Annotated in this window: 19 protein-coding genes; 3 read left to right on the top strand and 16 right to left on the bottom strand. The window is 56.7% G+C overall.

Annotated elements, in window-relative coordinates; all coding sequences use genetic code 11:
• Positions 1–168: 168 nt before the first annotated feature.
• Positions 169–1362: an LptF/LptG family permease gene (locus PSR62_RS23015; protein ID WP_274405307.1), complete on the top strand. Its 1194-nt coding sequence runs from the start codon at positions 169–171 to the stop codon at positions 1360–1362.
• Positions 1363–1367: 5 nt separating this feature from the next.
• Positions 1368–3176, top strand: coding sequence for a phospholipid carrier-dependent glycosyltransferase (locus PSR62_RS23010; protein WP_274405306.1), 1809 nt, complete (start codon positions 1368–1370; stop codon positions 3174–3176).
• Between the two features lie 136 nt (positions 3177–3312).
• On the opposite strand, the gene PSR62_RS23005 is transcribed toward PSR62_RS23010, so the two are convergent.
• The 11 genes from PSR62_RS23005 to PSR62_RS22955 form a co-directional block, all read right to left on the bottom strand.
• A complete protein-coding gene (locus tag PSR62_RS23005; RefSeq protein ID WP_274405305.1) occupies positions 3313–4554 on the bottom strand; it encodes a DUF6786 family protein in 1242 nt (413 codons plus the stop codon).
• Position 4555: 1 nt separating this feature from the next.
• Positions 4556–5533 (bottom strand): family 43 glycosylhydrolase, encoded by a 978-nt coding sequence (locus PSR62_RS23000; RefSeq protein WP_274405304.1) that lies wholly within the window; start codon positions 5531–5533, stop codon positions 4556–4558.
• A gap of 84 nt (positions 5534–5617) precedes the next feature.
• Positions 5618–5926 (bottom strand): hypothetical protein, encoded by a 309-nt coding sequence (locus tag PSR62_RS22995; protein ID WP_274408283.1) that lies wholly within the window; start codon positions 5924–5926, stop codon positions 5618–5620.
• A gap of 17 nt (positions 5927–5943) precedes the next feature.
• Complete coding sequence (locus PSR62_RS22990) at positions 5944–7545, bottom strand: sulfatase family protein (RefSeq protein ID WP_274405303.1); 1602 nt, start codon at positions 7543–7545, stop codon at positions 5944–5946.
• A 20-nt stretch (positions 7546–7565) separates the two neighbouring features.
• Positions 7566–9125, bottom strand: a complete 1560-nt coding sequence (locus PSR62_RS22985) for a sialate O-acetylesterase (RefSeq protein WP_274405302.1) — start codon at positions 9123–9125, stop codon at positions 7566–7568.
• Positions 9115–10008 (bottom strand): alpha/beta hydrolase, encoded by an 894-nt coding sequence (locus tag PSR62_RS22980; protein WP_274405301.1) that lies wholly within the window; start codon positions 10006–10008, stop codon positions 9115–9117. Before PSR62_RS22980 ends, PSR62_RS22985 begins: the two co-directional genes overlap by 11 nt.
• A 62-nt stretch (positions 10009–10070) precedes the next feature.
• The gene (locus tag PSR62_RS22975) at positions 10071–11459 is read right to left on the bottom strand and encodes a sulfatase-like hydrolase/transferase (protein WP_274405300.1); all 1389 of its coding nucleotides are present in this window, start codon (positions 11457–11459) and stop codon (positions 10071–10073) included.
• A gap of 10 nt (positions 11460–11469) precedes the next feature.
• Positions 11470–12606 carry an alpha/beta hydrolase fold domain-containing protein gene (locus tag PSR62_RS22970; protein WP_274408282.1) on the bottom strand — a complete coding sequence of 379 codons (1137 nt, stop codon included), beginning with the start codon at positions 12604–12606 and terminating at the stop codon, positions 11470–11472.
• A gap of 80 nt (positions 12607–12686) precedes the next feature.
• Positions 12687–14219 carry a sulfatase family protein gene (locus PSR62_RS22965; protein ID WP_274405299.1) on the bottom strand — a complete coding sequence of 511 codons (1533 nt, stop codon included), beginning with the start codon at positions 14217–14219 and terminating at the stop codon, positions 12687–12689.
• A gap of 8 nt (positions 14220–14227) precedes the next feature.
• Positions 14228–16438 carry a right-handed parallel beta-helix repeat-containing protein gene (locus PSR62_RS22960; RefSeq protein ID WP_274405298.1) on the bottom strand — a complete coding sequence of 737 codons (2211 nt, stop codon included), beginning with the start codon at positions 16436–16438 and terminating at the stop codon, positions 14228–14230.
• A 5-nt stretch (positions 16439–16443) separates the two neighbouring features.
• The gene (locus PSR62_RS22955; protein ID WP_274405297.1) at positions 16444–17778 is read right to left on the bottom strand and encodes a sulfatase family protein; all 1335 of its coding nucleotides are present in this window, start codon (positions 17776–17778) and stop codon (positions 16444–16446) included.
• A gap of 291 nt (positions 17779–18069) precedes the next feature.
• On the opposite strand from PSR62_RS22955, the gene PSR62_RS22950 reads away from it, so the two are divergent.
• Positions 18070–19281 (top strand): AraC family transcriptional regulator, encoded by a 1212-nt coding sequence (locus tag PSR62_RS22950; protein WP_274405296.1) that lies wholly within the window; start codon positions 18070–18072, stop codon positions 19279–19281.
• A gap of 4 nt (positions 19282–19285) precedes the next feature.
• On the opposite strand, the gene PSR62_RS22945 is transcribed toward PSR62_RS22950, so the two are convergent.
• From PSR62_RS22945 to PSR62_RS22925, 5 genes are all read right to left on the bottom strand, one after another.
• Positions 19286–19471, bottom strand: a complete 186-nt coding sequence (locus tag PSR62_RS22945) for a hypothetical protein (RefSeq protein WP_274405295.1) — start codon at positions 19469–19471, stop codon at positions 19286–19288.
• Positions 19472–19568: 97 nt separating this feature from the next.
• Entirely contained in the window at positions 19569–20768 is a 1200-nt protein-coding gene (locus PSR62_RS22940) for a DUF1559 domain-containing protein (RefSeq protein ID WP_274405294.1), read from the bottom strand.
• Between the two features lie 635 nt (positions 20769–21403).
• Positions 21404–22054 carry a class I SAM-dependent methyltransferase gene (locus tag PSR62_RS22935; RefSeq protein WP_274405293.1) on the bottom strand — a complete coding sequence of 217 codons (651 nt, stop codon included), beginning with the start codon at positions 22052–22054 and terminating at the stop codon, positions 21404–21406.
• Between the two features lie 187 nt (positions 22055–22241).
• Positions 22242–22442, bottom strand: coding sequence for a hypothetical protein (locus PSR62_RS22930; RefSeq protein ID WP_274405292.1), 201 nt, complete (start codon positions 22440–22442; stop codon positions 22242–22244).
• A gap of 415 nt (positions 22443–22857) precedes the next feature.
• The gene (locus PSR62_RS22925; protein ID WP_274405291.1) at positions 22858–26832 is read right to left on the bottom strand and encodes a hypothetical protein; all 3975 of its coding nucleotides are present in this window, start codon (positions 26830–26832) and stop codon (positions 22858–22860) included.
• Positions 26833–26995: the final 163 nt, after the last annotated feature.

The raw sequence follows: 26995 nt of genomic DNA, 5'->3' as shown, positions 1-26995 counted from the left end.
AACTTGGTCTTGCTCGAAGTCACGCGGCAGCGGTATCGTGATTTCTGAATTACTAATTTGTCAGTATTTAGGAGTGCATGGATGCACCCGAGCACCTTCCAAGTCACGTCTCTGTCGTTGCCACGGGTTGTTCCTGGGGACGGCGTCCATGCGGGAGGCGGGTGATCCATGCCGACGACCATCCAGCTTCGGATCGCATGCGACATCGTGGTGATCTTCTTCACATCTCTGTTTGTCATCACCTCTTTGGTGATGTGCGTCGGCGTTATGCGGGAGGCCATGAATCAAGGGCTGGGCGTGGCGGGTGTCTTTCGCTTGCTTCCCTACGCGCTTCCCAATGCGTTGTCGCTGGCCGTGCCGGGAACCGCGTTGTTCAGCGTCTGTTGCGTTTACGGTCGGATGTCCGCGGACAACGAATTCACGGCGATGCAATCGGTGGGGATCTCCATGTTGCCGGCAATGTGGCCGGCGATTGTCATCACCACCTTGTTGAGCATTGCGACGGTGACGCTGATCAACGTCGCCTTCACCTGGGGATTTCATGGCGTGCAAAACGTCGTGTTGTCGTCCGTTGAAAAGATCGCCTATGGCGTTTTGCAACGCGAGCATCAATACGCTCACGACCCGTTTTCACTGCGGGTGCGTGAGGTCCACGGCAAGGATTTGATTGACCCGAGCATCACGATTCGTCGCGGCAGCGGGCCAGCGATCACGATCAACGCTCGCACCGCGACGCTGCGGTATGACGCCCCGACCGAAAGCATCGAGATGAGCGTCACGGATGGACACGCGGAAGTAGAAGGTCAGGCATCGTTCTACTTTCCCGACACGTTCACGCACGTCATCCCGCTGAATGCGACCCCGAAATACGATCTTTTGACCGCCCACCCCTCGCACATGCCGATGTCGGATCTGCCGTTGGCATCGCGAGCACAGTCGCATGACATTGTTCGACGTGAAAACGAAATGGCGGTGCACACCGGATTCGACTTGTTGGCCTCACGGACCGAGCGAAGTTCATCCGCCGAAGCGTTGTCGCGAACCCGCGATTTGGTGGCGAGCCGTCAGCGACTGCATCGGTTGGCAACGGAAATGCATCGACGATGGGCCAGCGGTTTCACTTGCTTTGCGATGTCGATGATCGGCATCCCGTTTGGAATTCGAATGAAAGCGTCGGACACGATGACCACGTTCGGGATCGTGTTTTTGCCGACGGTGTTGATTTATTACCCGATCTTCGCAGCGACGTTGGACATGGCAAAGGACGGTCGTTTACCGCCGCAAGGTGTCTGGATCGCGAATTTGATTTTCGTTTTTGTTGGCGTGCTGATGATGCGCCGTCTTGTTTACAAACCCGCGTGAACTGAATGATCTTTCCTTGTAAATCACGATTGCGTCAATTTTGGGAAACGCATTTTCCCTGCGAAACCCAAGTCGTTGCATCGGTTGCGCCGGCCTGGCCTGCTTGGCAATGCTTGATCGCCTGGGCGACGCTTTTGATCGCAGCGTTGATTGTGTTGCTTCCCAATCTGAGCTACCCACTGATCGAACCGGATGAAACCCGATACGCGCAGATCGCGTTGGAGATGAACGACTCACGAGACTGGGTCACACCGACGCTGGACGGGCGAGCTTACTTGGACAAGCCACCGTTGATGTATTGGTTGACCGCGATCTCGTTTCAAGTTTTTGGTGATCATGAAACCGCGGCGAGGTTGCCGTCTCTGTTGGCGGCGTTGTTGACGGTCGTTGTGACGTTCAGTTGGGGCAGCCGGATTGTGGGCCAACGATCGGCTTGGTTGGCAGCGTTGTCATTGGTGTTGTGCGGTGGGTTTGTGTTGGCCGGGCGATTTGTGATTTTGGATTCGTTGCTGACGTTCTTCACAACGGCGTGCATGTTGTCGGGATACATCGCCGTTCGGGGACAACGACATCGTTGGGCATGGTGGATGATTTCAGGCATCGCTTGCGCACTGGGGATCTTGACGAAGGGGCCCGTCGCGTTGGTGTTGTGTGCACCACCGTTGGTCGTCAATGGTTGGCTGCGAGCGGATCAGAGCCGCACCCGAGCTTTGCACTGGGCGGCGTTTGTGTTGCCCATGATTGCCGTTTGCGTGCCTTGGTACGTTGCGGTGGCCAAGTTGAACCCGCAATTTGTGGACTACTTTTTCTGGGAACACAACCTGAAACGGTTCACGCAGGGATCGAACCATGAGCAGCCGTTTTGGTTCTACGTTCCGGTGGTGTTTGCCGCGATGTTCCCGGCTTCGTTGCTGTTGCCATCGGTTGGTGTGTTCTTGGTCAGTTGGTCGAGACGCAAGCGTTCGCTGCGGTCAAAGGATCTCGGTTTTTTGTTTTGCGGAGCGGGTTGGGTTCTGGCGTTCTTTTCGGTTGCCAGCTGCAAACTGCCCACCTACATCTTGCCTGCGATTCCGCTGGTTTGCTTGATGATGGGAGTGATGCTTCACCAGACGGTGTTGCGGCCAAACGCGTCGGATCGCATCTCCCATTACCTGCGTCCGTTCCCGCAGCGGGCGACGTTGATTCTGGTTTTGTCGTCCTGGATCTTGGTGGGCGTCGAGGTTTGGATCCGGGGTGAGTTTTCGATCGCCAGCGGGATGGCGACGGTCATGGGGGCCGCGGTGCTCGCGTTGACATTGGCGGTTTGGAATCGCGAGGCGGCATTCAATCGTTCCGCGTGGGCGGCGACTGCAGCGGTGGCGACGGGGGTGTTGTGGTTCGGTTCGTCGGTTGTGATGCCAACGATCGCGACAGATCGATCGGCTGCTGTTGAGACACAGCGAATCGTCCAGCGAGACTCCGAGACGCGGATCGTGTTCTTTGGAGAGAAACCTCATGCGGCGGTCCTTCACCTGCCGTTGCATCGGACGACGTATTTCCCGACTGAACAGGCCAACGAATTTGCAAGCTTTGTTGCCAACCAAAGGGATGTCGTGGTGGTGATGGGCGGGGCATCGTTCGAGCGGACTCGTGAGTTGTTGTCGGCAACACACGCGTTGGCAGCGTCTCCCAACCACAGCCATGTTTACGTTGCTCGACCAACCTCGGAGCCAAGCATCGAAATCGCGGCTTCGGACGATGGTCCGACCAGTCAGTATTCTTTTTTCCAACGTCGCGAGTCGTACCTCGGCGGCGGTGTCTGGTTTGACTACTGAGCATGGTCCCGCCCGGGATTTGGGAGACCGATCCCAAAGCTAGGGCGAGTTCGCCGAGCGACGACGATCACGGCCAAGATGTCCCAGTCAGGTTGGGGATGGGAGGCGAGGCGGTGACGTGGGGTGAGGGCGGGCCCTAGAACGCGGATTCGATTTCTTCCAGCGTCACGCCAAGCAGGTGTTGGGCGAGTGGCCGGAGTTCCACTTCGGAGCCGTGGATGTGGTAGGTCCGCTGGACATGATGCAGGCTTTCGTTTGGCTGGAGCGCGGCTGCAGGCGAAGAGGTCTCCAGTTCGTAAAAGGGGCCGAGCGGTGGCTTCCCAGGTTCGGGGGAACCATCGTTGTAGGAATGGATCACATCACCGGCGTAAGGTTTGTCTTGCAGTTCCCACATGGAATTGACAAACCCGTGGGGCGCATCCTGTTGGTTGTATGTGACCAGGTTGAGAACCTTCCCGGCGGCGTCGTAGCTTCCGGCAATTCCCTTGGACCGCAGTGGATGAATCCCGATCTTTCCACGTCGGGTGCCATCGCCGCGAAAAAACAAGCGTTCGTTGTCGACGCGAAGGTAGGTGGGAGGGACTTTCCCGAAGTAGGCATCGTTGACGGTTGGTCCGAGTTCCTCGTCGGGTCCCGCGACAAATGGGATCACGATGGTTGTCTCGGGGGATGGCTTGTACATTCCGAGAATCCAGATCGATAGCAGGCCGGTCTCGGGCTTCCAGGCGTTCGGTCCATCGTTGGTGATCTGGTTCCGCGTTTCATAGGCGACCAGTTGGAGGCCTGGGCCGATCGGAGCGGCCAATTGTTTGGCGACCCTGTCTCGGTCGATCAGTGACACGGTTCGTTCCACGCCCACCTGGAACACGGTGCCGTGGTAGTTGGTCAGTCGCGCGGAGTGTCGGAACTTCGCGGACGCTTCGGTGTGATCAACCAGTTCAAAGGGCTCCGTGTCGATCGCCGCCGGAGTGACCCAGTTGGTGAATTCAAATTCGGATTTGGGAGGGAAGAACAAAGCGTACTGTCCCCCTTCTGGTCCCAGCCAGAATCGTTCTTCCCCACCGAAGATGTGGATGTGTTCTTCGAGTTTGCCCTGTCGTTCGTCTTCGGAAAGGAAGCCTTGTTCGATGACAGGGCGATTGATCCAACCGAAGCTAGGACCGGCCTTGCGATCAAAGGTGCTGGTCATCACGCGACCTTGGTAAGCCGGTGCGCCAGCGACGGCCGCATCACCGCGATGCAGCAGAACGATGTTGGTGTGTGCGTTCATGAACGCGACGTCATCGGCGAACCCGTCGACCGCGGTGGCTGGCTCAGGAACCAGACACATGGCAGTTGCGACCAATCCTGCGAGGACTGCATCGGTGATTTTCTTCATCTCAGTGTTTCTCCGTGACATCGAACCGTTGAATGCACGGCAGTCCGCCGCGTTGTTTGCCTTTCGGCTTTCCAATTTCGACACCCCACTTCGGGAGTTGCCCTTCACCACTTTGAGTGAATGCCTCCGGCCGAAACGCACCGCCGGCCCAGGGGCCGTTCTTGACGTGGTGGGTTTTGGTGAAGTGGATTCCGTCTTCCGCATACAGGATTGAATTGGTGATCGCTTTTGGGCCTGTCGTGCCGATCATGGCTGCCACTCCGGTGCCCTGGGGCCACACCAAAACTTCGTGGTTGCCTGGGATCACAGGGTTCGACTCATGTCGCACGTAGGGGCCCTCTGGTTTGTCAGCGATCGCCAATCCCATTTGAGTTTGTCCAGGACCTTTGCCCCGTTGGCGGCCTTTGTAGTAGAACCAAATCTTTCCTTCTCGGACGATCAAGCAAGCGTCGTCGACGAGGTGGCTGTCGAACTCGTCAGGGTTCTGGCTGTTCGAAAGAGCTGGGTTGGTCGCCAGTCGTTCCCACGGGCCGTCGGGTGAATCCGAAACCGCGATGCCAATTTTCGAATCGGGTTGAAACCCCTTGCCGTACTTCTTGGACGTCCCCGTGTAAAACAGCCAATAACGTCCTTCAGCGACCAGGATATTCGGAGTGAAGACACTGGCTCCCTCCCAACTGCCGGGTTCGCCTTTGTCCAGTGCCATGCCTTTCTCGGTCCACTGGTGGCCGTCCTTCGAAGTCGCGTACCAAACGGTGGCATCGTATCCCGGCGAGATCTTTCCTTTCGAATACCACACGTAGTACAGATCGCCGACTCGAATGATGTCGCTGGGGTCTCGGCGCATGACGCCGGGTTGGGCACCAATGCCTTCGAGTTCGGAATGCGTGACAACCACGGTGGGGACAGCGACGGCATCGTCCGCGTAGGTTGGGACCGCCAGCAGGGTGAGGATGGCGAGTGACAGAGATTTTTGCATGTTGTTGTTCACGATGGTTTCTTCGAGAGACGTCTCTGGTTTTCGAGAGCGAGATGGAAAGGGTCAACGTTCCTGAGGGTTCGATCAACGGATGGGATATTGGTCCGTTCCGATGGTCTGAACGTCCCCGAGTTTCGTTCGGATGAGTTCCGCTTGCTCGTTCAAGCGAGCGACAATTTCGGGATGGCGATCGGCAACGTTCTTCTTCTCGCCCAAGTCCCGGTCGAGATTGATCAGCCTCTTCTCATTCAGCGTCACAAAGCCCTTCGTCTTGTCAGGCTTCTTGGACCAAAATGGTTGGTCGTCCGTCGTGCGTCGCAAATGCAGTTTCCACTTGCCTGACCTCACCGCTGCCAATTGGTTGCCGCGGTGATAAAAGAAGGCATCGTGCAGTGTTTGCGTTTCGCCTTTCAGCGTGGGCCAGATCTCTTTGACGGCTGGCCTTGGGATCCTTGTTTGGGACGATAGGATTCTAACAAGGCTTTCATCTCTTCCACGACTTCGGGGTGTTTGCGATAGACATTGGTGGTCTGTGACCGGTCGTTTTCCAAATCGTAGAGCTGTGCGGGAGGAGCATTCTTTTTGATGCGACCGTTGACGATGTCACTGTTTCTGTGACCGGAGAACTGAACCGCGGCGGGGCCTCCCCAGGCATGGTGCTGCGGTTTGGAACCGTTGAATCCGCCACTGCCACGGGCTCCGATGTACAGCCACTTGCCTTTGCGAATCGCCAAATTGCGTGGCTGGCGTGGGGCGAGGACCAACTCCGTCCGCAAGGGTTCGCTCGGGGCGTCTAGCAAAGCAGGCAACATGTTGATGCTGTCTTTCTGCTCGGACGATGGCATCTCCTGCTCGGTGAGTGCAGAGAACGTGGCGAACAGGTCGACTTGGCTGATCAATTGATCGGACTGAGTCCCCGCTTTGATTTTGCCAGGCCATTTGGCGATCAAGGGAACGCGGTGTCCGCCTTCCCACACGCCAAACTTGAACCCAAGCAATTCGCCGTTGGGTTGATGTCCAGCCTTGATTGCATCGCGTCCTGCTCGGTTGAGCATGGCGCCGTTGTCGCTGGTGAAAAGGACAAGCGTGTTGTCCGTCAATCCATTGTCTTCGAGCGACTGCACGATCTCGCCGACCATCCAGTCCAATTCATGGACGAAATCGCCGTACAGGCCGCACTGGCTTGTCCCCTTGAAACGGGGCGCCGGGGTGAATGGGTGGTGAATGTTGGGAGTGGCGAAATACAAAAAGAATGGTTCGTCCTTCTTTTCGGTGATCCACTTCACCGCACGCTCTGTCAGAAGCGTTCCCGTTTTCTCGTCGTCGTAGATTTCGTGTGCTTTGAGAGCACCGCTGAATCGGTTGGGACTTTTGACCGATGCCTCTTCCGGAAACATGGGCGTGGGTGAAACTGGTTTGCCGCCGTACACCAGCGGATCGTTCGGGTCGTATCCGAAGATGCTGTGATCGTTGACATAAACGTACGGACTGCTGCTGTTGACCAATGGCACGCCAAAGTAATGATCAAACCCAACGTCTTGTGGTCCGGGCCTCAGCGGAACCTGCCAATCGCATGGTTCCTCTTTGAATCCAAGATGCCACTTCCCGAGACAGGCGGTCGCGTAGCCTTTGTTCTTGAAAACCTTTCCAATCGTTTGCGTGTTCGTGTCGATGATCAAACCGGAGGTCGTCGGAAGCGGGCCCCAAATTCCCTGGCCGCCCATCGCGCGGACCGGGTACTGGCCCGTCAGCAACCCATAACGCGAAGGTGTGCAGACGGCGGAGGCGGAGTGGGCGTCGGTGAACCGTCTTCCTTCCGCGGCAAGTTGATCGATATTCGGTGTCGAAAGTTTCGTTGCTCCATAGCATCCCAGGTCCCCGTAGCCGAGGTCGTCAACAAAGATCAGAACCACATTGGGTGGTCGTTCCGCCGCGACGGATGTGCCGCTGGCAATTAGCAGCACCAATGCGGCAGCGCAAAGAGGGATCAGGGATGAATTCATGAGAGGCATTTGCTTGGACCGGGATGAGGTCACGGCTGAAAAGAGTCGGTGCGGAAGGGGTAGGCGGGGAGTTTGGCGGCGTTGACCAGGTTCACTTTGGGTTTGCCCGCGAATGCGTAGCGAACGTAGAGAGGGTGTGGCAGTTCAGATGAACTCAGGACCACGGTTTGACCCCGCAGTTCAGCGGTTGCGGGAACCCATCGTTGTGAAGCATCCGCCAACCAAAATCCCGAAGGTGCTTTTCCATCGAGAGTTTGCAGGCCTTCGGCATGATCGAAGTGGACCACCAAGCGGTCGTCCAAAACTTCGACGCGTTTCATCTTCGGACCCTCCGCTTCGATGGCCTGGTCCAACGTTTCGCGAGCAGCCAGCCATGCCAGTCGCTGACCGATCGGCAGTTTGTCTTTCGGATGAATGTTTTTGATGTCGCCCAAGTCGATTGTGTTGACGACGGAAGTGTGTGGCAGGTCAAGCGATTGCAACTGTGACTCTCGCATCCAAGCCCATGAGTGAGTGCTTGGATGTTCGGCTCCCTTTTGAGGACCAGTTGGCAACGGTTTGAAATAGCCGGGCAGCATCACGATCAGGAAGTGCATGTCCTCGTTGCCCCATTCCTTTCGGTACCGCTTGATCCACTCCACCAGCGTGTCCCCATACTTGAGCATGCCCGAGTTCCTCGAGAACCAAGGATCCTTCAACATGCCAAACATCGACTGAGTGTTCCGTTCGCCTTGGTACCAAACCAGCCCACGGCAAGCGTAAGGCACCAACGGATGGATCATCGCGTTGTAGAGCATGTTCGATTGGCGACGCAGAAAAATGTCGTCGGTTCGGCTCCACGGCTTTTTGCCATTCAGGATGGAAGCGATCCGGTCTTGGGTGGCAGTGTCCGCATCGAATTCCTCCATCATTGTTTTGAAGTGCGGCACCGTTTCGGTCATCTCTCGCGGCATCCAAGCTTCGATCGATGAGCTTCCCCAGCACGTCAGGATGATGCCCACCGGCACATCGCCAGCTTGTTCCAAGAAGTGGGCAAACGAAAACGCCACGGCGCTATTGGGCGGTTGCTCCGTCCATTTGCCTTCCAAGCGATCTTGTTGGGTCATCGCGACGGTTCGTTTCACTTCGAAGCATCGGATGTTTTCCGAGGTGGCCGTCAAAGATTGGATTTCAGGAACCGCTGCGGTTGAGAACTGCATGTTGGATTGTCCGGAGCAAATCCAGACCTCTCCGACGACAACATTCGCGAAGGAAAGGGTTGAGTCGGGGCTTGAGACCTGCAGCGTTTTCGGGTCTGCACTGGCAGGCATCGGAGTCAACTCGACCGTCCATTTCCCATCCGCACTGGCGGTGGTGTCCTTCGTCTGCCCGGCGAACTCGACCGTGATTGCGGTCCCAGGATCAGCCGATCCCCAAACCGGCACCTTCCTCTTTTGTTGCAGCACCGCGTTGTCGGTGAACGGCGACGCGACCGACAACTCGGCCATCGCATTTGCGGGGCACGACAGCAGAACGCATCCAGTGATGAATGCGAGCCGGATCAGGTGACTGGGCGAACGGTGCCGCGTGGCGGGGTGGTCATTTGACATTGAGTGCCTCGATCCGTTGTTGGTCAACTGGTCCGTTGAGGTATCCCAGTTTGACCAGGAATTGATCTGTCTTTGCCAACGTGTCGCTGAAGCCGCCTCGCTTTGGATTGAAGAACCCGTGCGGTTGGCCTTCGTACAAGTGAAGTTCTGTTTGGATGCCCGCGGCGATCATCTTGTCACGAAAGGCTTCCGCGGTGGCGACCGGAATGTGTTGGTCTTTCGTTCCCAGGAAGACGATCGCGGGTGGATCATCCGGCGTGATGTTGTGGGCAGGTGAGATCGCGGGGAACCAGTCTTTGATCCGGTCGAAGCCATACCCACCCTCTTTTGCGTTGTCGTAAACCGGGTTGAACAGGATCAACGCGTTCGGTTTGGAAGAGACGGAATGATCTTCTCCCTCGGCTTCAAATCCCTCGCAGAAACCGGCCGCTGCTGCCACGTGCCCGCCAGCGGATCCGCCTCCCGCGATGATTCGCTCAGGATCGATCCCCAGTCGCTTTGAGTTTTGACGAACCCAGCGGATGGCTGACTTGCCGTCTTCCACGCAAGCGTTGGGCGTGACCTTTTGACGACTCTTGACGCGGTAGTCAGCCACGAAAGCGACGATTCCGCGAGAGGCCAGGTAGCGACTTTGCGGTGCCAGTTGGCCCACACTGCCCCCGTTCCATCCGCCGCCGAAGAAGAACACGACTGCCGGCCGTTTGTCTTTGGCTGGATCGTGACCTTCCGGGTCAAAACGGTAAATGAACAGGTCGTCGCCGGAAGCGGTCTTGTAGATTTCCGCGGTGGCGCCGGGCATGGCGACTTGTTCGGTCTTCGCCATCGCGGGCGTTGCCATCAAAACGAACGCGATCAACAGCGGTAACTTCGGTGAGTCTTTCATGGGGATGTTTCTTGTTGCGTGGTTGTTCTTGCGTGGTTGTGGGGAGAAATGATTCGGACGACTCAATAGTTCACTGTTCCACCTCGAGCCGGTTTCTGTCGTTCGTTCTTCCACCAGTGATCGGGACCCTCGGATTCGATGTCTCGCCAGACCTTCATCAGTTGGTCTTTCATTTCTTCTGTTTTTTCCGGCATGGCGACGGCCAAGTCGTGTTCTTCCTTCCAGTCTTTCTGGATCTCGTAGAGTTGAAACTTCGTCAGCGTTTCGTCGCCGACCAATTTCCAATCCCCGATGCGAAGTGCGACGCGGTCCTCGGGAGGTGAAACGTGAGTTCGCCAAAACAACGGCGTTGTTCTTGCAACGGGTTTGCCTTCGAAGGCGGGCAGCATGCTGACGCCATCGATGGTCCGATCCGTTGGCAGCGGGATGCCGGCGATGTCCAACACCGTCGCGAAAACGTCGGTGCCGATCACCGGGGTGTCGCTGACCGTTCCGGGTTGAATGTGTCCTGGCCAACGAGCCACACCGGGGACGCGGATGCCACCTTCGTGGTCGCTGCGCTTGTTGCCTCGCAGTCCGCCCGACGATCCGCCGAAGGCTGGCACGGGACCGTTGTCGGAAGTGAAGAACAGCAGCGTGTTGTCGGTGACTTCCTGAGCGTCCAAGGCATCCATCACCATGCCCAACGCGTGATCCATTTGGGTGATGTTCCCCATGTACTTGCTGTTTTCGTGTCCGTTGTACAAGGATTGAAAACGCGAATCGGTTGCGATGGGTGAATGCGGTTCGTGCACCCACACCGTCATCGCGAATGGTTTGGACGGATCATGGATGTCTTTCAACCAGCGTGCCGCTTCCGTGGCAACCAACTGAGCTGAGTAGCCTTCGAGCTTCCCGACGGGTTCGCCGTTGCGGACGAAGTTGTCGGGGTTTTGGTGGCTAGGGCTCGCATTGTTCTGAGTGCACATCCAATGATCGAATCCATGCTCGCCCGGATGAGGGAACTTCGGATTGTTGAACTGTTGCCTGGAGAGCAAATGCCATTTTCCGACGTGGCAGGTTTCATACCCCACTTCTTTCAGCAACTCTGGAAACGTGATCTCGCTGGCACGCAGATGTGCTTCGTGGTTTCCCGACAAGTGTCGGTACACGCCGTTTCGATACGGAGTTCGTCCCGTCAGAATCGCAGAACGCGAAGGCGAGCAAACACCGCAGGCGGAATAGCACTGGGTGAACTTCACTCCCTGAGACGCCAATCGATCCAGATTGGGCGTTTGAATCAGTTCGTGTCCATAGGTGTGGGAGTCACCCCAGCCCATGTCATCGGCGACGAACACCACAAAGTTGGGACGGGCCGCATCAGCAGCGTTCGCACCCGCCATCGCAAATGGCTGCGTGGCCAGCATACAACCGAATAACAACGCTTTCGAAATCGCAGAGTTCGTCTTCATGTTGGGGCAATCAGTGCGGGAGGTGGTCGAGGAAAAACTGCACGGTTCGGTCGACGATGGCATCTCGAGATGGATCGATGTCGGCGTCAACTTGCCGCCAATTGTGCCCCGCGTTTCGAATGATCATGACTTCGACGGGGGCTTTGATCGCATCCGCTTTTTGTTTCATGTGGTGAGCGTGCTTGACTGGGATGGTCGTGTCCTTGTCACCCTGAATCATCAGCAGTGGATGACTGTCCGCTCGCAGGTAGTTGACCGGGCTCATCTCTCGGTAGAGTTCCAGTTTGTTTGCGGGGGACGAATTCGAACCCAGAATGCGAGGTCCAAATCGATCGCGGAAGTCGGCTCGGTCGTCGTGATTGAACAAACTGGTCTGCTCAAAGTCACAGGGCCCGTACCACGAAACCCCTGCCAGCATCGTGTATGGCGTGGCCGCCAATTCCTTGTCGCCTGGCAGCGTTTCGGGCGATGTCAGCAACAGCATCTGAGCGATCTGACCGCCCGCTGAATCGCCCATGACGAAGAACTTCGTTGCATCCAGTCGAAGCGTTTCGCTGTGTTGGGCCAGATACCGCACGGCGTCTTTGGAGTCGATCACGCAGTCCCGCATCATGACGCCAGTGTTGGGTTTGCAAAGCCGATAGTTCACCGAAGCCACAGTGAATCCGTGATCGAGCAGTTGCTGGAACACAACTTTGAATGAACCATTGGCCGCACCTTGTTTGCTGCCCGCAGCCCATCCACCACCGTGCGTATAAACGATCAATGGGCAAGGGAAACTGGCATCGGGTTGAGTGGGATAATAGAGGTCCAGCAGCAACTCCTTCTTGTCGACGGTCTTGTAAACCAGATCGAGTTTGCGTTCTCCGCCGGTCTCCAGGTATCCCGTTCGGTCACGCCGGAGTTCGTTGATCGTCAGCTTGCCGTTTTGGTCCCTGTCAAGTTTGCGATAACGATTCCAGGCACGTGTGTTTTCGTTTCGGTCCCAAACGCCGTTGTCGTCCTCGTCGAACTTCTGCAACAACCGCGTCGCACGACCAAGTGATTCGCGATTGCGGTCCGGTTCGGATGCGGTCCCTTGTTCATCGTCCGGTGTTGTGGCACTTGCAGGCGGCATTGCCACGAACAAGTAACTGCCGATGAGCAAGAGCGGGAGAAGCGGTTGGTATCGAATCACGGCGTGGCGTCTGATGGGGGTGATGGGAAGACTGGGCTGCCAGCGTTTGTTTAGTTCCTCTTTCGTTTCGCTTGTCGTTTGAGAAACGGCTGTTTGTCATCCATCGAGATCGTACGATCGAACAGCGTGCCGTAGCGTTGGTAGTCGTTGTAATTGACGGCTTGCTGCTTCCATTTCGCGAGTTCTTCGTCGTATCGTGTCCGCATGGCTTCCAAAACAGCGGAGCTTTCCGAATCGTGGGCCAAATTGACCCGTTCCAGCGGGTCGTTTTGCGTGTCGAACAGTTCTTCGGTGGGTTGCATCTGATCGTCGCCGTACCACCAGTACGTGTATTTGTAGCGTTTCGTCAGACAGGTCAGGCTGTGAGTCGGCAGTGGGCCGAACACGTTGATGAATGACATTTGCTCGTGTCCGTCCTGCTCTGGTGAACGCAACAGATTCATCAGGCTTTTGCCATCCATGTTGGATGGAGTTGGCAGACCCGCGAGTTCCAAAATCGTGGGAGCGAAATCGATGTTGCCGGTCAGCTCGCCGCAGCGGTGTTGCTGGCCGTTGAGTGGACTGCGAGGGTCATAGATCATCAGCGGCACGCGAGAGGACTCTTCCATTGGCAACACCTTGGAACCGTAGCCATGTGACCCGCAGATGTACCCGTTGTCGCTGGTGTAGATCACCACGGTGTTGTCGGCGATGCCTTGAGCTTTCAGTTCGTCGCGAATCATTCCGAGAGCGACATCGATCGCATAAACCTGTTGGTGGTACTTGGCCATCTCACCGTCGTAGTCATCGTCATAGTGCCACTCGGTGAAGCGTGGGAATTGCCGACCGAGTTTGCTTTGTGGTGCGAGGTGCTCGCTGTATTCCCGTCCAAAGTTCAATGGTTTGGTGAATTGTTTTCCGGCGTAAACGTGATCAAAACGTGGGTCCGGCGTCGCCGGTTTGTGGGGTGCTTTGAAGCTGATCGACAAACAGAACGGTTGGTCTTGTTTCGTCGCTTCGCGGATGACGTCTTTCCCGAAGGCTGCGTAAGAAAGCGTGGAGTGGGGGTATTGTTTGGCGTACTTTTGCATCGACTTGTTCTTGGCAGTCGCGTAGTTCGTTTGGCCTGGGCCGCCGCCCCAGAAGTCGAAGTCGTCTTCGCACAAACCTTTGCCATCCACAATCAATCCGAACTTGCCGGCAAAAGCGGTGAGATAACCTGCCTCGCGAAGGAGAACCGGATACGACTTGGCCCAAACTTCTTCACGCATGTTTCCATGTTCGAAATTGCAGCCGGTTTTGTACTCGTACATTCCTGTGAACACGTTGGCCCGGCTGGCCATGCAGATCGCGGTGGTGTTGTAGTGCTTGTCGAACAGCACCCCATCACGGGCGAGTTGATCCATGTTGGGTGTCAGGACGTCTTCGTTCCCGTAGCAGCCAACGGAGTAGGTGGATTGGTCGTCGGCGAACAGGAAGACGATGTTGGGTGACGCTTCGGCGTTGTTCGTTTCGTGGCGTTCGCTTTGTTGAGCGGACGCGGGGATGCAAAACGATCCGCAAGCGAACAGGACGCTGAGAAGGACAGCACGGTGGTGATTCATAGGAGGGTTCATTGAAGAGGTTCTTGGAGATGTTCGGAGGAGTCTTCTTTGATCAGCCCGGCCTTCGTATGGTCCCAACCCACAAAGCCCAAACGCAGTGCGGGGGAATCGGGGCTGAGTCGGAAGTCGCCGTTGGCGGGATCCACAAACAACGGATCGACGGCCAGGCTCTGCGTGTCGACTCCGTCTCGCCTTTGCTTTTCTAACATTTGCTCGCCCAGGGCAGGGTCGCTGGCGCAGTAGTAGATGTTGTGATCGGTGTCGGCGTCTTTGGAACGAGCCAGAGCCCTGCCTCGCCGGTCCTCGCTCGTTCGGCCTTTGCCAGGTGGCAGTTCATCAATGAACGTGCAGGTTTCCGAGGACGAGTAGAAGATGTTCCGCTGGATCGTTGCCCCCGTGAGTGGGCCTTCCCGAACCGAGAGGTAATAACCCCGAGGTGGAGCGATGATGTTGGCCACGATGTTGTTCTCAACACGCGTGTTCAACTTCATCAGGATGCCTTGGGAGGTGCATTTGTAAATCAGGTTCTCTGCAATCAGGGTGTCGCGTTGTCCGCCGTCAGTGCGAATCGCGGCTTGCATGATCATCGGAGCAACGAGGTGATGAATGTAGTTGCGGCGAATCACGTTTCCTGAGCCCGCCCCGCGAATGTAGATCGCGTTGCCGTCGCCGAGCATCTCCATCGCGTGGTGGATCTCGTTGCGTTCGATCTGGTTGTCGTGCGTGTGCAGGTAGGGAAGCACGTCTTCCAGCTTTGGGGTCTTCGGCAGGGATGCGATCTCGTGCCGACGAATGGTTCGTCCGAGTTCTCTGCCTTGGCGGCGGAAGAAGTCTGTCATGCAACCGGAGAGAATGATTCCGGTGTAGGGGGTGTTGTGAACCAGGTTGTTCGCGACACGATTCTCACCGCTTTGCCAAAGCATGATTCCGGGCGAATGCGAATGGATTCGACCGGTGTGATGGATGTGGTTGTTGAAGACCCGGTTTTCGCGATTGACGTCTTTGGTGCCGGGACCGTACCCGGACAATAGAATGCCGGCACCGCCGATGTGCTCGATCACGTTGCCAGCAATCGTGTTGTGTTGGCCGTGTAAATCGACACGGATGGCAGTGCCTCCACTGTGGGCAAAGTGGCACTGCTCGATTTTGCAGTGTTCGGTTCCTCGTAAGCGAACCAGTGCGTTGGCTTTGTCGTGCATGTCCCAGTCGTGCTGCAATCCCGCGTCGTCGGGAGCGATGCTGAATCGTTCGCCATGCGTGAAGGTCAGACCACGCAAGCAAAGGTTCGTCACTGGAATGTCTCGCGGGCCTTCTTTGTCAATCTTGCCTTCGATGCGGATCAGTTCCTTCAGCCGTGGGGCCAAAATTGGCGAGTCGTTTCGCGGCCAAAGATAGAGTTTGCCGGTTTGGATGTTCAGAGCCCATTCGCCCGGTTCATCGAGTTCCTCCAGGGCATTTTCTACCCAGCATGAATTGGTTGTTTTGAGGAAGTGCAGCGGGTTCATCGCATAGGTCGCGTCGATCGACGTTCGGGCGATCTGCTTCTTCTCGTTCACGGATTCCAGAGGCAGGATGTTCACAATCCATGCATGATGCGGACGAACAACGATCTCGATGTCTTCGACATTGGTCCAGTTCTTCAGGCGACCCGCTGGAAAATGCAGCTCGTTGCGACTGCCGCCCTTCAACGGTATGAACCCTTTCGATCGGGCTCTTGGGAGCATGCCCTCTGCATCGAAGAGTGTGTGGAACCGGGCGGAGACATCCGCGACCTTCACCTTGCCAATCGCCTTTTTCGACAGGCCGGGAAGAGTGGTCGGGACAGGTTTCCAGCCCTTGGTTTCTCGGCCTGAGCTGAGCACGGGTGTCTCGTCAGGGTAGGCAGCGTAGGTGACGGTCGATCCGGGGACGCCGGAATCCTGCAGCCCAAAGACCACCGTTTCCGTGAGGCGGTACGTGCCGCCTCGCACCAACACCAAGACATCGCCAGCACGGTTCTTACCCGAGTCTCGGACGGCATCCCTCGCTCGCGGAAGCGCGGCAAACGGTCCGTCGGTTCGTGAATCGTTGGGGGTGGGGAGCGTGCCTGACCAGTCGTCGCGCCCCTCGGTCGACACATAGAAGTCAGCCACTGGTTCGGCGGCAGAGCCATTGCCGGCTGCCATCGAAAACGCCAACAAGATCAGGACGCAGGGTTGGAAAGAACTCAGCTTTGTCATGCGATTCACTTTTGGAACTTCTTTCGAACCTTCGACAGGCTGTTTTCGCTGGGAGCGATGGGCAGTGTGTTTTTCCAAGCGTCGAGTTTTTGGGACAACTGATCAACGACGTCAGGATACTCCGCCGCGACATTGCGTTGCTCGGCCCAGTCACTTTCCAGATCGTAGAGTTCCGTCATCTTCTTTGCTTGGTTGACCAGCATCTTCCATTGGCCGTCTCGAATGCCGATCGACGGCCAGGTGTATTCTTGTGAGTCGCCCCCTTTCCATTCCCAGAAAATGGGTTGGGTTCTTTCGAACGGATGTCCCTTCCAAGCGGAAAGCACGCTTTGACCATCCGGTTGGTATCCCTCCGGCAACGCCACCCCTGCGGCATCCAAAAAGGTTGGCAGCAGATCAACTGCCGTCAGAACGGAGGTCCTGTCTGTTTTTCCGGCAGGAACCACGCCGGGCCAACGCACGATGAACGGGACTCGGATTCCTCCTGCAAACAATGAACGCTTCTCACCTTTGAGCCCACCTGTTTGTCCGACGGAATAGTACTTTCCCAGTCCTTGGCCTTTGTGATCTTTTTCATCGGTGGAATGCTCCGGACCGTTGTCGGTGGAGAAAACCACAATCGTTTTCTCATCGAGGCCGACTTCCTTCAGCAACGCGAGGATTCGTCCGACACCCTCATCCGCTTCGGCGATGATGGACGCATAAACCTGTTCGGCGTCGTTCAAATGCTGGAACTTTTCAAGGAATGGTTTCTGAGGCAAGTGTGGGGTGTGCGCCTCATGAAGCCAGAGGTTGATGAAGAAAGGGGCGTCTTTGAACTCGCGGATGAATGCTTCGGCATGGTCCACCGACGCCAGTCCGCCCTTTGAGATTTCGTTCTTTCCCGAGCCATTGAATGTCGCGAAGCGGTCGTAGCCGTAAGCGTCTTCGGTCGGCGAGTCAGCAACGCTGCCCAGGTGCCACTTTCCAAAGTGGCCCGTGTGATAACCCGCGTTCTTCAGCATTCGAGGAAGCATAGGAGCCTGTGGATCGACCCAATCGGGCATCCCACGATTGATGTGCGCTTTCACACTTTGAAAGTGTTGGTGCACACAGTGCCGAGCCGGAAACTGTCCTGTCATCACAGCAACGCGACTGGGCGAACAGACCGGACTGTTCACGGTGAAGTTCGCGAAGTCCGTTCCTTCCTTTGCCATCTGGTCCAGGTGCGGGGTTTGACAAAAGGAACTGCCGTGAATGCCCAGGTCCCCGTAGCCCCAATCATCGGCGAAGATGAAGATGATGTTCGGCTGCTCAGCGGCATCCAGTCGTACGGCTGCGATGCTGTTGAGCGTGAGCAAGCCGAAGGCGATCGAGGCAAGCCGCAGGGGTGTTTTGATTGGCGATGGTCCAACCCGGTTGCGTATCCTGCGTGACCTGTTGCATCGAAAGGGTTTGGCAAGGGCTGACACGGAAAGATTCTCGATGGAGCGATGGGTGATTGCTGGTGTTCGCGTCTCGGTCACAGAACGATCCCGCGGCGATTGATTGTTTGCGACAGTTCCGTTCAAGCAGTATAGTGCCGGGATATCCGCGTTTGAGGTGGATGCACCATTCACTTTGCGTCTTTCACTGGAACAAGTGCGACACCCATGGCGACAGGTCCAACGGATACCAAGCTTGTTGCACTGCTGATCGAGTCATCACGAGCTTATGGCCGAGGACTTCTGCGGGGGATTGCTGCCTATGCACAGGAGCAGGAGGACTGGTCTCTCCGGCACCAAGAAATGGCAATCAATGCGGATCCACCCTCTTGGCTTTCCAGGTGGCACGGGGACGGCGTGCTCGTTCGAGCTGAGACTCCGAAGATGGTTCATGCCATCGAGGACTTGGGAATTCCCGTCATCGATCTGCGTTGCTGGCGATCTGCGGGGAAGTTCCCCGGCTTTGATACCGACCCTGTTTCGGTGGTGAGGCTTGCCGTCGATCATCTGCGAGATCGTGGCTACTCGCAGTTTGGATTCTGCGGTTTTGGCGGAGCAAACTATTCCGATCGTCGGCTTTCCGAGATGCGGAAGTATGTGCGTTCCTTGGGGCACGATGTGGTTGCCTACGAGTCACCGGGGCCAGTTCACGCAACCACCTTCGATGCGGAGCAAAGCGGAATGCTCGACGAGCAAGGTCTGGTGCGTTGGCTGAAATCTCTCAAAAAGCCCATCGGCGTCTTGGCCTGCAACGACGTTCGAGCGCAACAGTTGTTGAATGCCTGCCACGCCTGCCAGATTCATGTCCCCGATGAGATTGCTGTGGTCGGTGTCGACAACGATGACGTGATCTGTCCCTTGTGTTCTCCACCGCTGACAAGTGTGGAACCCAACACGCATAAGATTGGCTATGACGCAGCCGCGATGCTGGACAGCATGATGGCGGGCGAAGGTGTCCCGGCGGATATCACCTGGGTTCCCGCCCGAAGAATTGTCGTGCGTGGTTCAACGGATTCGATTCCGGTGGATGACGCTGAATTTACCAAGGCTTACCGCTTCATTCGCGAAAACGCTTGCCGTGGGGTGTCGGTGCAGGATGTCGCGGATGCGGTGCCCATGTCCAGGCGTTCGCTCGAACGTCGAATGCGCACTTACCTCGATCAGTCGCCCTCGGATCTGATCGCATCGATCCGATTGGCTCGCATCAAGGAGTTGCTGGAGACCACTTCGCAGCCACTGAAGAAAATCGCCAGGCTCACGGGATTCAACTACGACGAGCACATGGCGAAGTTCTTCAAGAAACTGACGGGTGTTCCTCCTGGTTTCTACCGCCGGAAGCATCGTCTGGAATCCATCGCGGACGATGACCTTGAGACTTAGCGGTCTATTCAGCGGGCACGGTGTCCTCATAGCCCGAATCGGAGTTGGTTGCCGCCAGTTCGGCTTCGTACTTGGCGAGGTCGTCGGCGGTGGCACCTTCGGTGGCCAGGCCATTTTGGTCGGATCCGCCGCATCCGGACAGAACACCGGCGACCAGGGTCACCAGGAGGCATTTCAAGACTGAATTCATCGTTCGGTTCTCTTTCGGGCTGGGTGAATCAAAAATGATCCTTCTGCCCCGCGAGCCAAAGTCGAAGGGGCAGAAGAGAAGTGGCGTTCGGCGGGCATCAAAATTCTTCCGTGGTTTCCTTGGAAGCTCGCGTTCCAAGGGCACCCCACAACCCATACGGGCTCTCAGAGCCTGGGACGTTGTTCCGCCAAATGTTTTCGGCGTTTGAGTTGCCCGCTTCAATTGAATCCGTGATGAAGCGAACGGCTCCATCTCCCATCAGGACATGAGCACCGCCTTGGTGCCGGCTGGAGACGGTTGCGACCAGGGTTGTCCCCAGTGCGTTGTATCGGCCACAGGCTTCCCGATTGGGAGGCAAGATCGTGAGGACGCCTGACATGAGCGGGAGGTAGTCTGCCCAACGATGCCCACGAGCGAAGTTCCGGCGGTTCTTCTGCTGCCATTCGGGCAACCAGAATTGAGGCCTCGCTGGATCGACGTAACCATTGTCCGTGCAGATGTTGGGATTGCGACGCAACGCGGCAAGTCCAAACGGTCCGGAGTTGCCTCCGTTTGTCGCGACGCTGTTGGCGCGTTTGTCACCATCTTGCAGCGCGGTGATCATTTCGCCCATGGCGATGGTGTTCGACAGTCCGTCGAGCGTGTCGCGAAACTTGGAGTCTTGCAGCGGCATGAAGAATCCGCGGTGTGCAGCACGAGCATGTTGTGCACGACCTGACGTGATCGTCGCACGATTGTTGCTGTAGGGACCGAAGTGAAGCTGCCAAATGGAATCGCCCAAACAGGCGCCGTAGTTCGTCCGCCCCAAGGCAGGCAAACCAATGCCAGGATCGCTCGGGCAGCGAAAGGTCGGGATTTCATTGACCCAGGGAGTGTACTGAATCTGGTCCGGGGTCGGCCCCATCGCCGGCCAGGGCGGCGATTGAACACCGCCATCGGTTCGTTGCGTGCTGGGGTTGGAGATCTGTTCCCACAGAGCTTGCTGTTCGATGTACGGCAGCATCGGAACCAAGGCACTCAAACGCCTGCGGTTGCCGGTGGTGGACGACTTGTACCAGGCATCAGGTGGCTCAGGATTCGTTCCCGCACCATGTGTCGGCATTTGGCTGAAGGCGGAATGGTAGTTGTGGATCGCCAATCCCATTTGCTTGAAGTTGTTGCTGCAACTCATTCGCCGCGCGGCTTCACGGGCAGCTTGCACCGCCGGGAGAAGCAAGCCGACGAGGACGCCGATGATTGCGATGACGACAAGAAGTTCCACCAATGTAAAACCGCGCCGTTGTTTGAAGTACGTCATACTGGTCCCCTGCTTGAATGAGCTCAAAGAATAGCAGTCGTTCCATTGATGGCTTGCGAAGATGTGTTGGGCCCGATGTGACCGCATTGCATTTCGTAACCTTCAATTGATAGGCCAGATGACCCTGGGCGAACGCCGACGACTGATGGAAGACCTCTGGTGAGTAGGTCCTCTTGAAAACTATCGCCATTGGAGCTGACAAACAATGAAAGTTCGCGGCCGTCTTATGACGTTTCGCGACGCCTTGCGGTGGGGGATTGACCGCTGATGTGCGACACTGTCTTCCTGAGTCCCCTTGGGGGCTGCCCTCTGTCTTCATAGCGAGCAAAGAGGGGCGTGGTTTGCGCGTCGCGGCTTGGGCCAGGCAACCTTGGTCGTCCCCGGCGTTGGGGACTGATTGGGACTGACGCTGCCGGCGCAAGCAGCAAAAGAAGGACGCGAATCCGTCGCGGGATCACCCGGGGGAACCGCGTCTGACCACGATGCAATCCGCCACGCAACGGATCGACTAAGCAGTTCGGCAGGAGTCTTTCAGCATTTTGAATGTTTTGGGTAGCGTCGTTGCTCCCACGTACAACCGGGGCTAACGCCCAAACGGCTCACATGGTTTTGCCCGATCATTCCTGCCGACCTGCTTAGGGGTTGAGTCCAACCACGATTGCGACCGGCATGGTGAACAGATCCACGCGTTCTTGGTTGGCGATTTCAAAGCCGGCGGATTCGACTAGCGTTTCGAGTGGAATGGGTTGGCAATCCACGATGTGAGGAAAGTGAGTGTGCATCCAGACATACGTTTTTTCCAGCACACTTTCGCGGTCGCTCTCTGGCACGGTCGCCATGCTGACAACGCCCAAGCGTCCGCCTGGTTTCAAGACTCGGCGGCATTCAGCGAGGACCGCTGGAATCTGTTCTTTGGCAAACAATTCCAAGGTGAAGCTCATGGTGACCGCATCAAACGCGTCATTCTCGAACGGCAGGGGTGGGGCCTCCGCCACGATCAGTTTCACCCGGTCGGTCAAGCCAGCTTTGTCCAAACGCTTGGCCGCGACATCCTTCATGCCAGGTGAAATATCAATTCCTGTCACGTTGCCTTCGGGACCAACGGTCTCGGCGATCGTGAGCAGTGAGTGACCTGTCCCAAACCCGATTTCGAGCACGGATTCGGCGGTTTGCGGGGCGAGCAATTCCAGGCCTCGTTCACGAGCGGCGTGTTCACCACCATCGGCGATCAAATCGTAGGCGTGACTGATCCGATCATAAAACTGCTGAGCTGGGTTGCTTGACATGTCGTACTTTTGAAGGTTTTCGCAGGTCGTTGGAAGGGCTCGGAAAGAACTCCGATCTTCCCAATGATAGCGAACGGGTGAATGTGAGACTGCACCCAGTTCATAGGAGCGGTGTCCAATCTGACGACGTGTTTGGGAGATCGCTTTGATCGCTGCACGCCATGCTTGTGGCGTTTTTCGAACCGGCTCACTTCCGTTTCAGTTCCCCGCCCATCGCGATGCGAGCGTCCATCATGATGCGACGGTTTTCGTCGTTGGATTGGATCGGCTGGATGATGGGGGTTTCATTGCGTGTGGCACTGGAGATGGGGTTGGCGGATGCTGTGTCGTAGATGCCACCGGACAACAGGGCGGTGACAAGCGAGAGGGTGGAGGTGAGTCGTGACATTTTGGTTCCTGGTTGGGTGGTCTGTGAAACGCCTGGGCAAGACCCGAGGTGGTCTTGGAAGAGTCACCGTTGCACGAGTTGTGCCAACCGGCGTTCCGCCGCCAGGACGTTGGTGTACCAGTTCGCGAATCTTCCAGCGATTCGCCCAGCCAAACGTCCCTTCCATCGCCCCGAACCGCGTGATGCAAATGGATTGCCACCACCATTGGGGCCTGGACGAGCCGGCATGGATCGGCACGGAGGCTGCAACTTTGTGCTTGCGTGTGCAATGAATTGCACGCGAGAAGTTGCACTGCTCGCGGGAAGCCGTCGCGGCGTTGCGTCCTACCACTTTCTCCATGCCGGCACCCACGGATGCCCCGCGGGAGCGGTTGGTTTCCATAGCCGAACGGCCGGCCGGGTGGGATCGAAGTGATCAGTTGCCAGGCAGCTGATCTCGGCAGTTTCGCCATTGCTCGCGGACGGCGGTCCGCAGGCGTTTCAAACCTGGTAATTCGCCCAGCTCATTTTGGTTTTCTTTCCAACGACGTGACTCGCTTTCGCTGACGTTCACATGGACGTTGACTTGAGGAAGCTCATTGGCAAGCGATGCTGACTCGCTCTTGAGCGTCGTGAGCTGACTGATTTTGCTCTCCATCTCAGACAGTTGATTGGAGATCGTCATCAACTCCTTCATCGCAGTGGCATCCGCATTGGTCGAGAAGCTGAGAAGCGAAAAGGTGGATGCGATTGTTTCGGAAGATTCCGTGGCGTTCTGCGGCGCGGCAACCAGCATGGACGCCTGTCGCACGGGCATCGAGTTTCGCGAGGAAGCAAACCGGAATGGATCGGCGGCATCGCGTCGGTTCGGATTGGATGCCATGTCACGCCCGATGGAGGACGGCCGGATGGAGTTGCGAGAGGCAGCAACGGGCGGGCACGCGACCGTCGGTTTGTGCTGACCCATCACTGGAACATGCAGGTGATTGGTCACGCCGTAGGGCGTGGCGATGTAAACGGAAACGTAAGTGTTCGTTTCCCCGTTCTCACAGAGTTCCACCGTGTTGACGCAGTGCGGGATGGTGACTTGCATCAATTCGCGGCTGATCAGGCGGACGTGCGGGATGCAAAGTCCACCGGCCAGGACCTTTGTGTCGTGCACACTGAAGTTGTCACCGACCAAGAACAGGGTGGTTCCTTTGCCCTCGCAAGCGGCGAGGCTTGGCGTGGAGAGCGAGTTGTTCAAGTTGTCGAGCGAAGTCGCCAGCGTGGCACAAGTTTTGGCGTCTTTGCATTCGAGTTTGTCGGTGCCCTCGATGCACCCAATCGAGCAACCACAGTTGCCAGCCTCCGAGGACAGATTGATCCCCGGAGCGCCGTACCAGCCAATCAGTTCCGGTGACAAATCAGTGACCCCGGTGTTGAACATCTCAAATCCGCCCAGCGTGTTTTCATACGGCACCAGCGAACGCTGAGTCTGCAACGGCAGTTCACGATCGAGTTGATCGACGCGTTTGAGCAAGCGGCGCAGTTCGCCTTCGCGGTACAGGTGTTGGCACTCCGAGCAATTGGCACGTGAGTTCCGCATCGCCGTGATCGCTCGGCTGAGTTTCAGGCTGTCCTTCATGGTCAACGCGGAATTCTTTGGGTTGGTGAGTTTGAACCAATTGGTTCGAATGTCAAAATCCGCGTAGGGAACAAACGACGGCATCAAGACAACCGCAACACACTCGCGCTGGCCCGGTTCGATCTTCCGGTTTCTCAAATCGTAATCTCGGGACGCACCCATGAACGTCTCTCGGAGGGCACCCAGAGTCCCTGGTGTTTCCAACGCCTGGACACGGGGGTAGAAACGCCAGCCAAACGTGTCGCGACCGTGGCCAAAGCCGACGATGGTGCGATTGAGCGAAACGGTTTCAATTTGGGTTTCCATCTCGCGTGAGAATTGGGTCAGCGAGTTGGCTCCGATTTGTCCGGTGGCGAATCCCAGGGCCATGGCAAACTGAAGCTCGCGACGACGCTGCGAAACATCCGCGACGTTTTGATCTTGGGCAACCGGGTCGACCGCAAAGACGTGGATGGGCCAACGGACGCGAACGTATTCTTTGAATACCTCGTTGGCTGACTGAAAGGACGTCTGAAGTTCTTCCAATCCCAAGCCAGTTTTCATCACGGTGTCGGGAAGGAAGAACCACTGTTCCTGATCCGTTTGCAGGCTGTAAACCTCCTTGGCATTTGCCAACTTGCGAACGTCGCGATTGAGCCGTTCATTGAGCAGTGCGGATTCGACCACGACAGCCCAAGCCAACGCTTCAACGCTCGTTTTCGCGGAGGCGATCTTGTCCGACATGTCCCGTTCCAACTGGACCGGTGGGCTCATCAGCATCCCGTCGGATGTCACGTGGGAGGCAAATTCAGGTTGGTCGATGTGGGATGGGTGTCCGTGCAGTTTCTGGAAGAAGTAGTTGCGATAACCTTCGACCGAGAGTCCACCCGCTGCATCCCCGTCGAAGTGCCCGCTGCGTATTTGGCTGGCCAATTGGGAATTCGGCGAGGCCAGTTCCGCGTAGAGATGCAAGTGGCGGGGATCGCAGAGCAGTTCGTAGGCCGCTTGAACTTCCGCGTTCAAAAACCGGCGAGCGTCCAGCAAATCGACCCGGGTCTCTTGGCAGGGTTGGCCAGTCGTCGTCTTCGTTCCGCCCGCCCAGCGAATGTAGGTTCCGTAGTAGGCTTCGCCAAAGAATTTGGCGGTCACTACCATGTTTTCGATGCCCATGACCCGTTCGATGGACGAGGGGTTGAGCGGATTGACTGCACGTCGTGCCCGACCTGACGGGGCGGGGGATTGGATGTTGTCCGCTTTCGTTGCGAGGCCGGCCAACGCTTTCTGTGCCGAGTTATAAAGGAATTGCCCCTCGTCGAATTGCCCCATTGCCCACAGATATCGACTGACATCGTGCACGTCTTTCCTTTGCAATGAATTGATGAAGCTGGACAACAATTCTTTCCGCCTGGCCTCCGGTAGGCTGGTCGTACCCGCCTCCTCTGGAAACTGCTGGCTCAACTTCTCGTCAGCGTTTTTGGCTGCTTCCATGATGACACTTGGTACGTTGGCGGTGTCATCTTCTCCCTGCTGCATCAATTTTTCAATGTTTGAGTTCAACACTCGTTGAGGCATCATCTTCAGTCCAGAACCAGATTCCAAGGAACCATCGAAATGTGGCGTTTGCCCTTCTTCCTGGTCGTCGTTGAAGAATGAGCCAGTTGCCATGAGTTGGTCCATGTTGTGTTGGACGCCGGCTACCGCATTGGGTGGAAGAGCAGGGGCATCTCGAAGGCGATCGATTTCTAGGATCAACTGCTGGACTGCCAAGTTGTTCTCTAGGAATCCCGCAACATAGGGCCCCGCATCGGCAGTGAATCCTGACTCGGAGGAATCGCTAGCTGGTTTGTATTTGTGAAAGACTTGATCAAGCTCGAACACCGTCTGCTGAGCGGCGTCCCGGCTCGCCTTGGCTTCAAATGCCAGCAGGAGTTCAAATTTCGAATCGAAGTCTTGAAGGCGTTCGGTCAGACGAACCATGGGGAGACCCAGGAAATCGACCACGTCGTTGACGACCAGGTTTTGAAACGTGGTTGGCAAGAGGTCGTCGCTGATGACTGGTTGGGCCGTCACGGTGATCTCGGCGCCAAATCCTTGGCGAGTGATTTTGCCAGGCAGAATCGACACGGGCAGTCGCACCAGGTTGAGCGAGTAGCCCGGTGAGTCACTCGTGTCATCCCCCTCATTGATGCGACGAAGCTCATGCAGATGTTTGAGGTAGCGTGACCGCTGATCAAGCAGAACCGTTGGCTCGAGTGAGATGCCCGGCGTCTCCGGTTTGGGATCGGTTTTGATCCCAAACGAAGTGAAGTCAGTTTCGAGGTTCTTTGCATTTGCCAGCTGTGCATTGGCAACCGCGGTCTTCGTTCCTCCAGCGGGTGCATCAGCTGGGGTGACGGTCGCTCCTGCAGCGTTTGACAACGCAACCGCTTGGGCCAGGAACGAACTGTCGGTCTGAGAGATCGAAGCGTTGATCGTTGCATTGAAGGCATCGATTTCTCGAAACATCATCCGCTCGTATTCGTCACGGTGTTTCGTCAACCTCGCCTCGCCCCAGATGTCCGGTTGTTTGGCAACGACTGAACCGTAGGTGTCGATGTGATGTTCCACCCAGTCGATGTGTTCGGCCAGGCACTCCATCGCGCCGTCTTCTCCCAGTTGCGGTTCCGTCCCGTGGTATTTGGTTTCGGTGATCAAGCGTTTCAACCGCGCCAACGGATTCTTCGCTGTGGCAACCGGAGACAGGATGGTTTGGCCAAGTATTAACGCGACCAAGAACGCTCGAAACGTCGAGTTAGCAGTCCACATCAGATAGGTCCTCCCTGACCAATTCATCACGGTTGAATCTTCCTCACCGAAGTGCCAACCAGAGGGGACCCCCAAAAAGGGTCCTGTCGGCAGAATCGTTTTGACTTCATCGTCACGATGGGGGTCGACACCCTCCGTGGACGGGCGTCATTTTCAAGAAAAC

Origin of the sequence: Rhodopirellula sp. P2 (assembly GCF_028768465.1) — a bacterium.
GTDB lineage: Bacteria > Planctomycetota > Planctomycetia > Pirellulales > Pirellulaceae > Rhodopirellula.
Note: the sequence above shows the minus strand (reverse complement) of the source record. Positions and strands in the feature narration are given on the sequence as shown.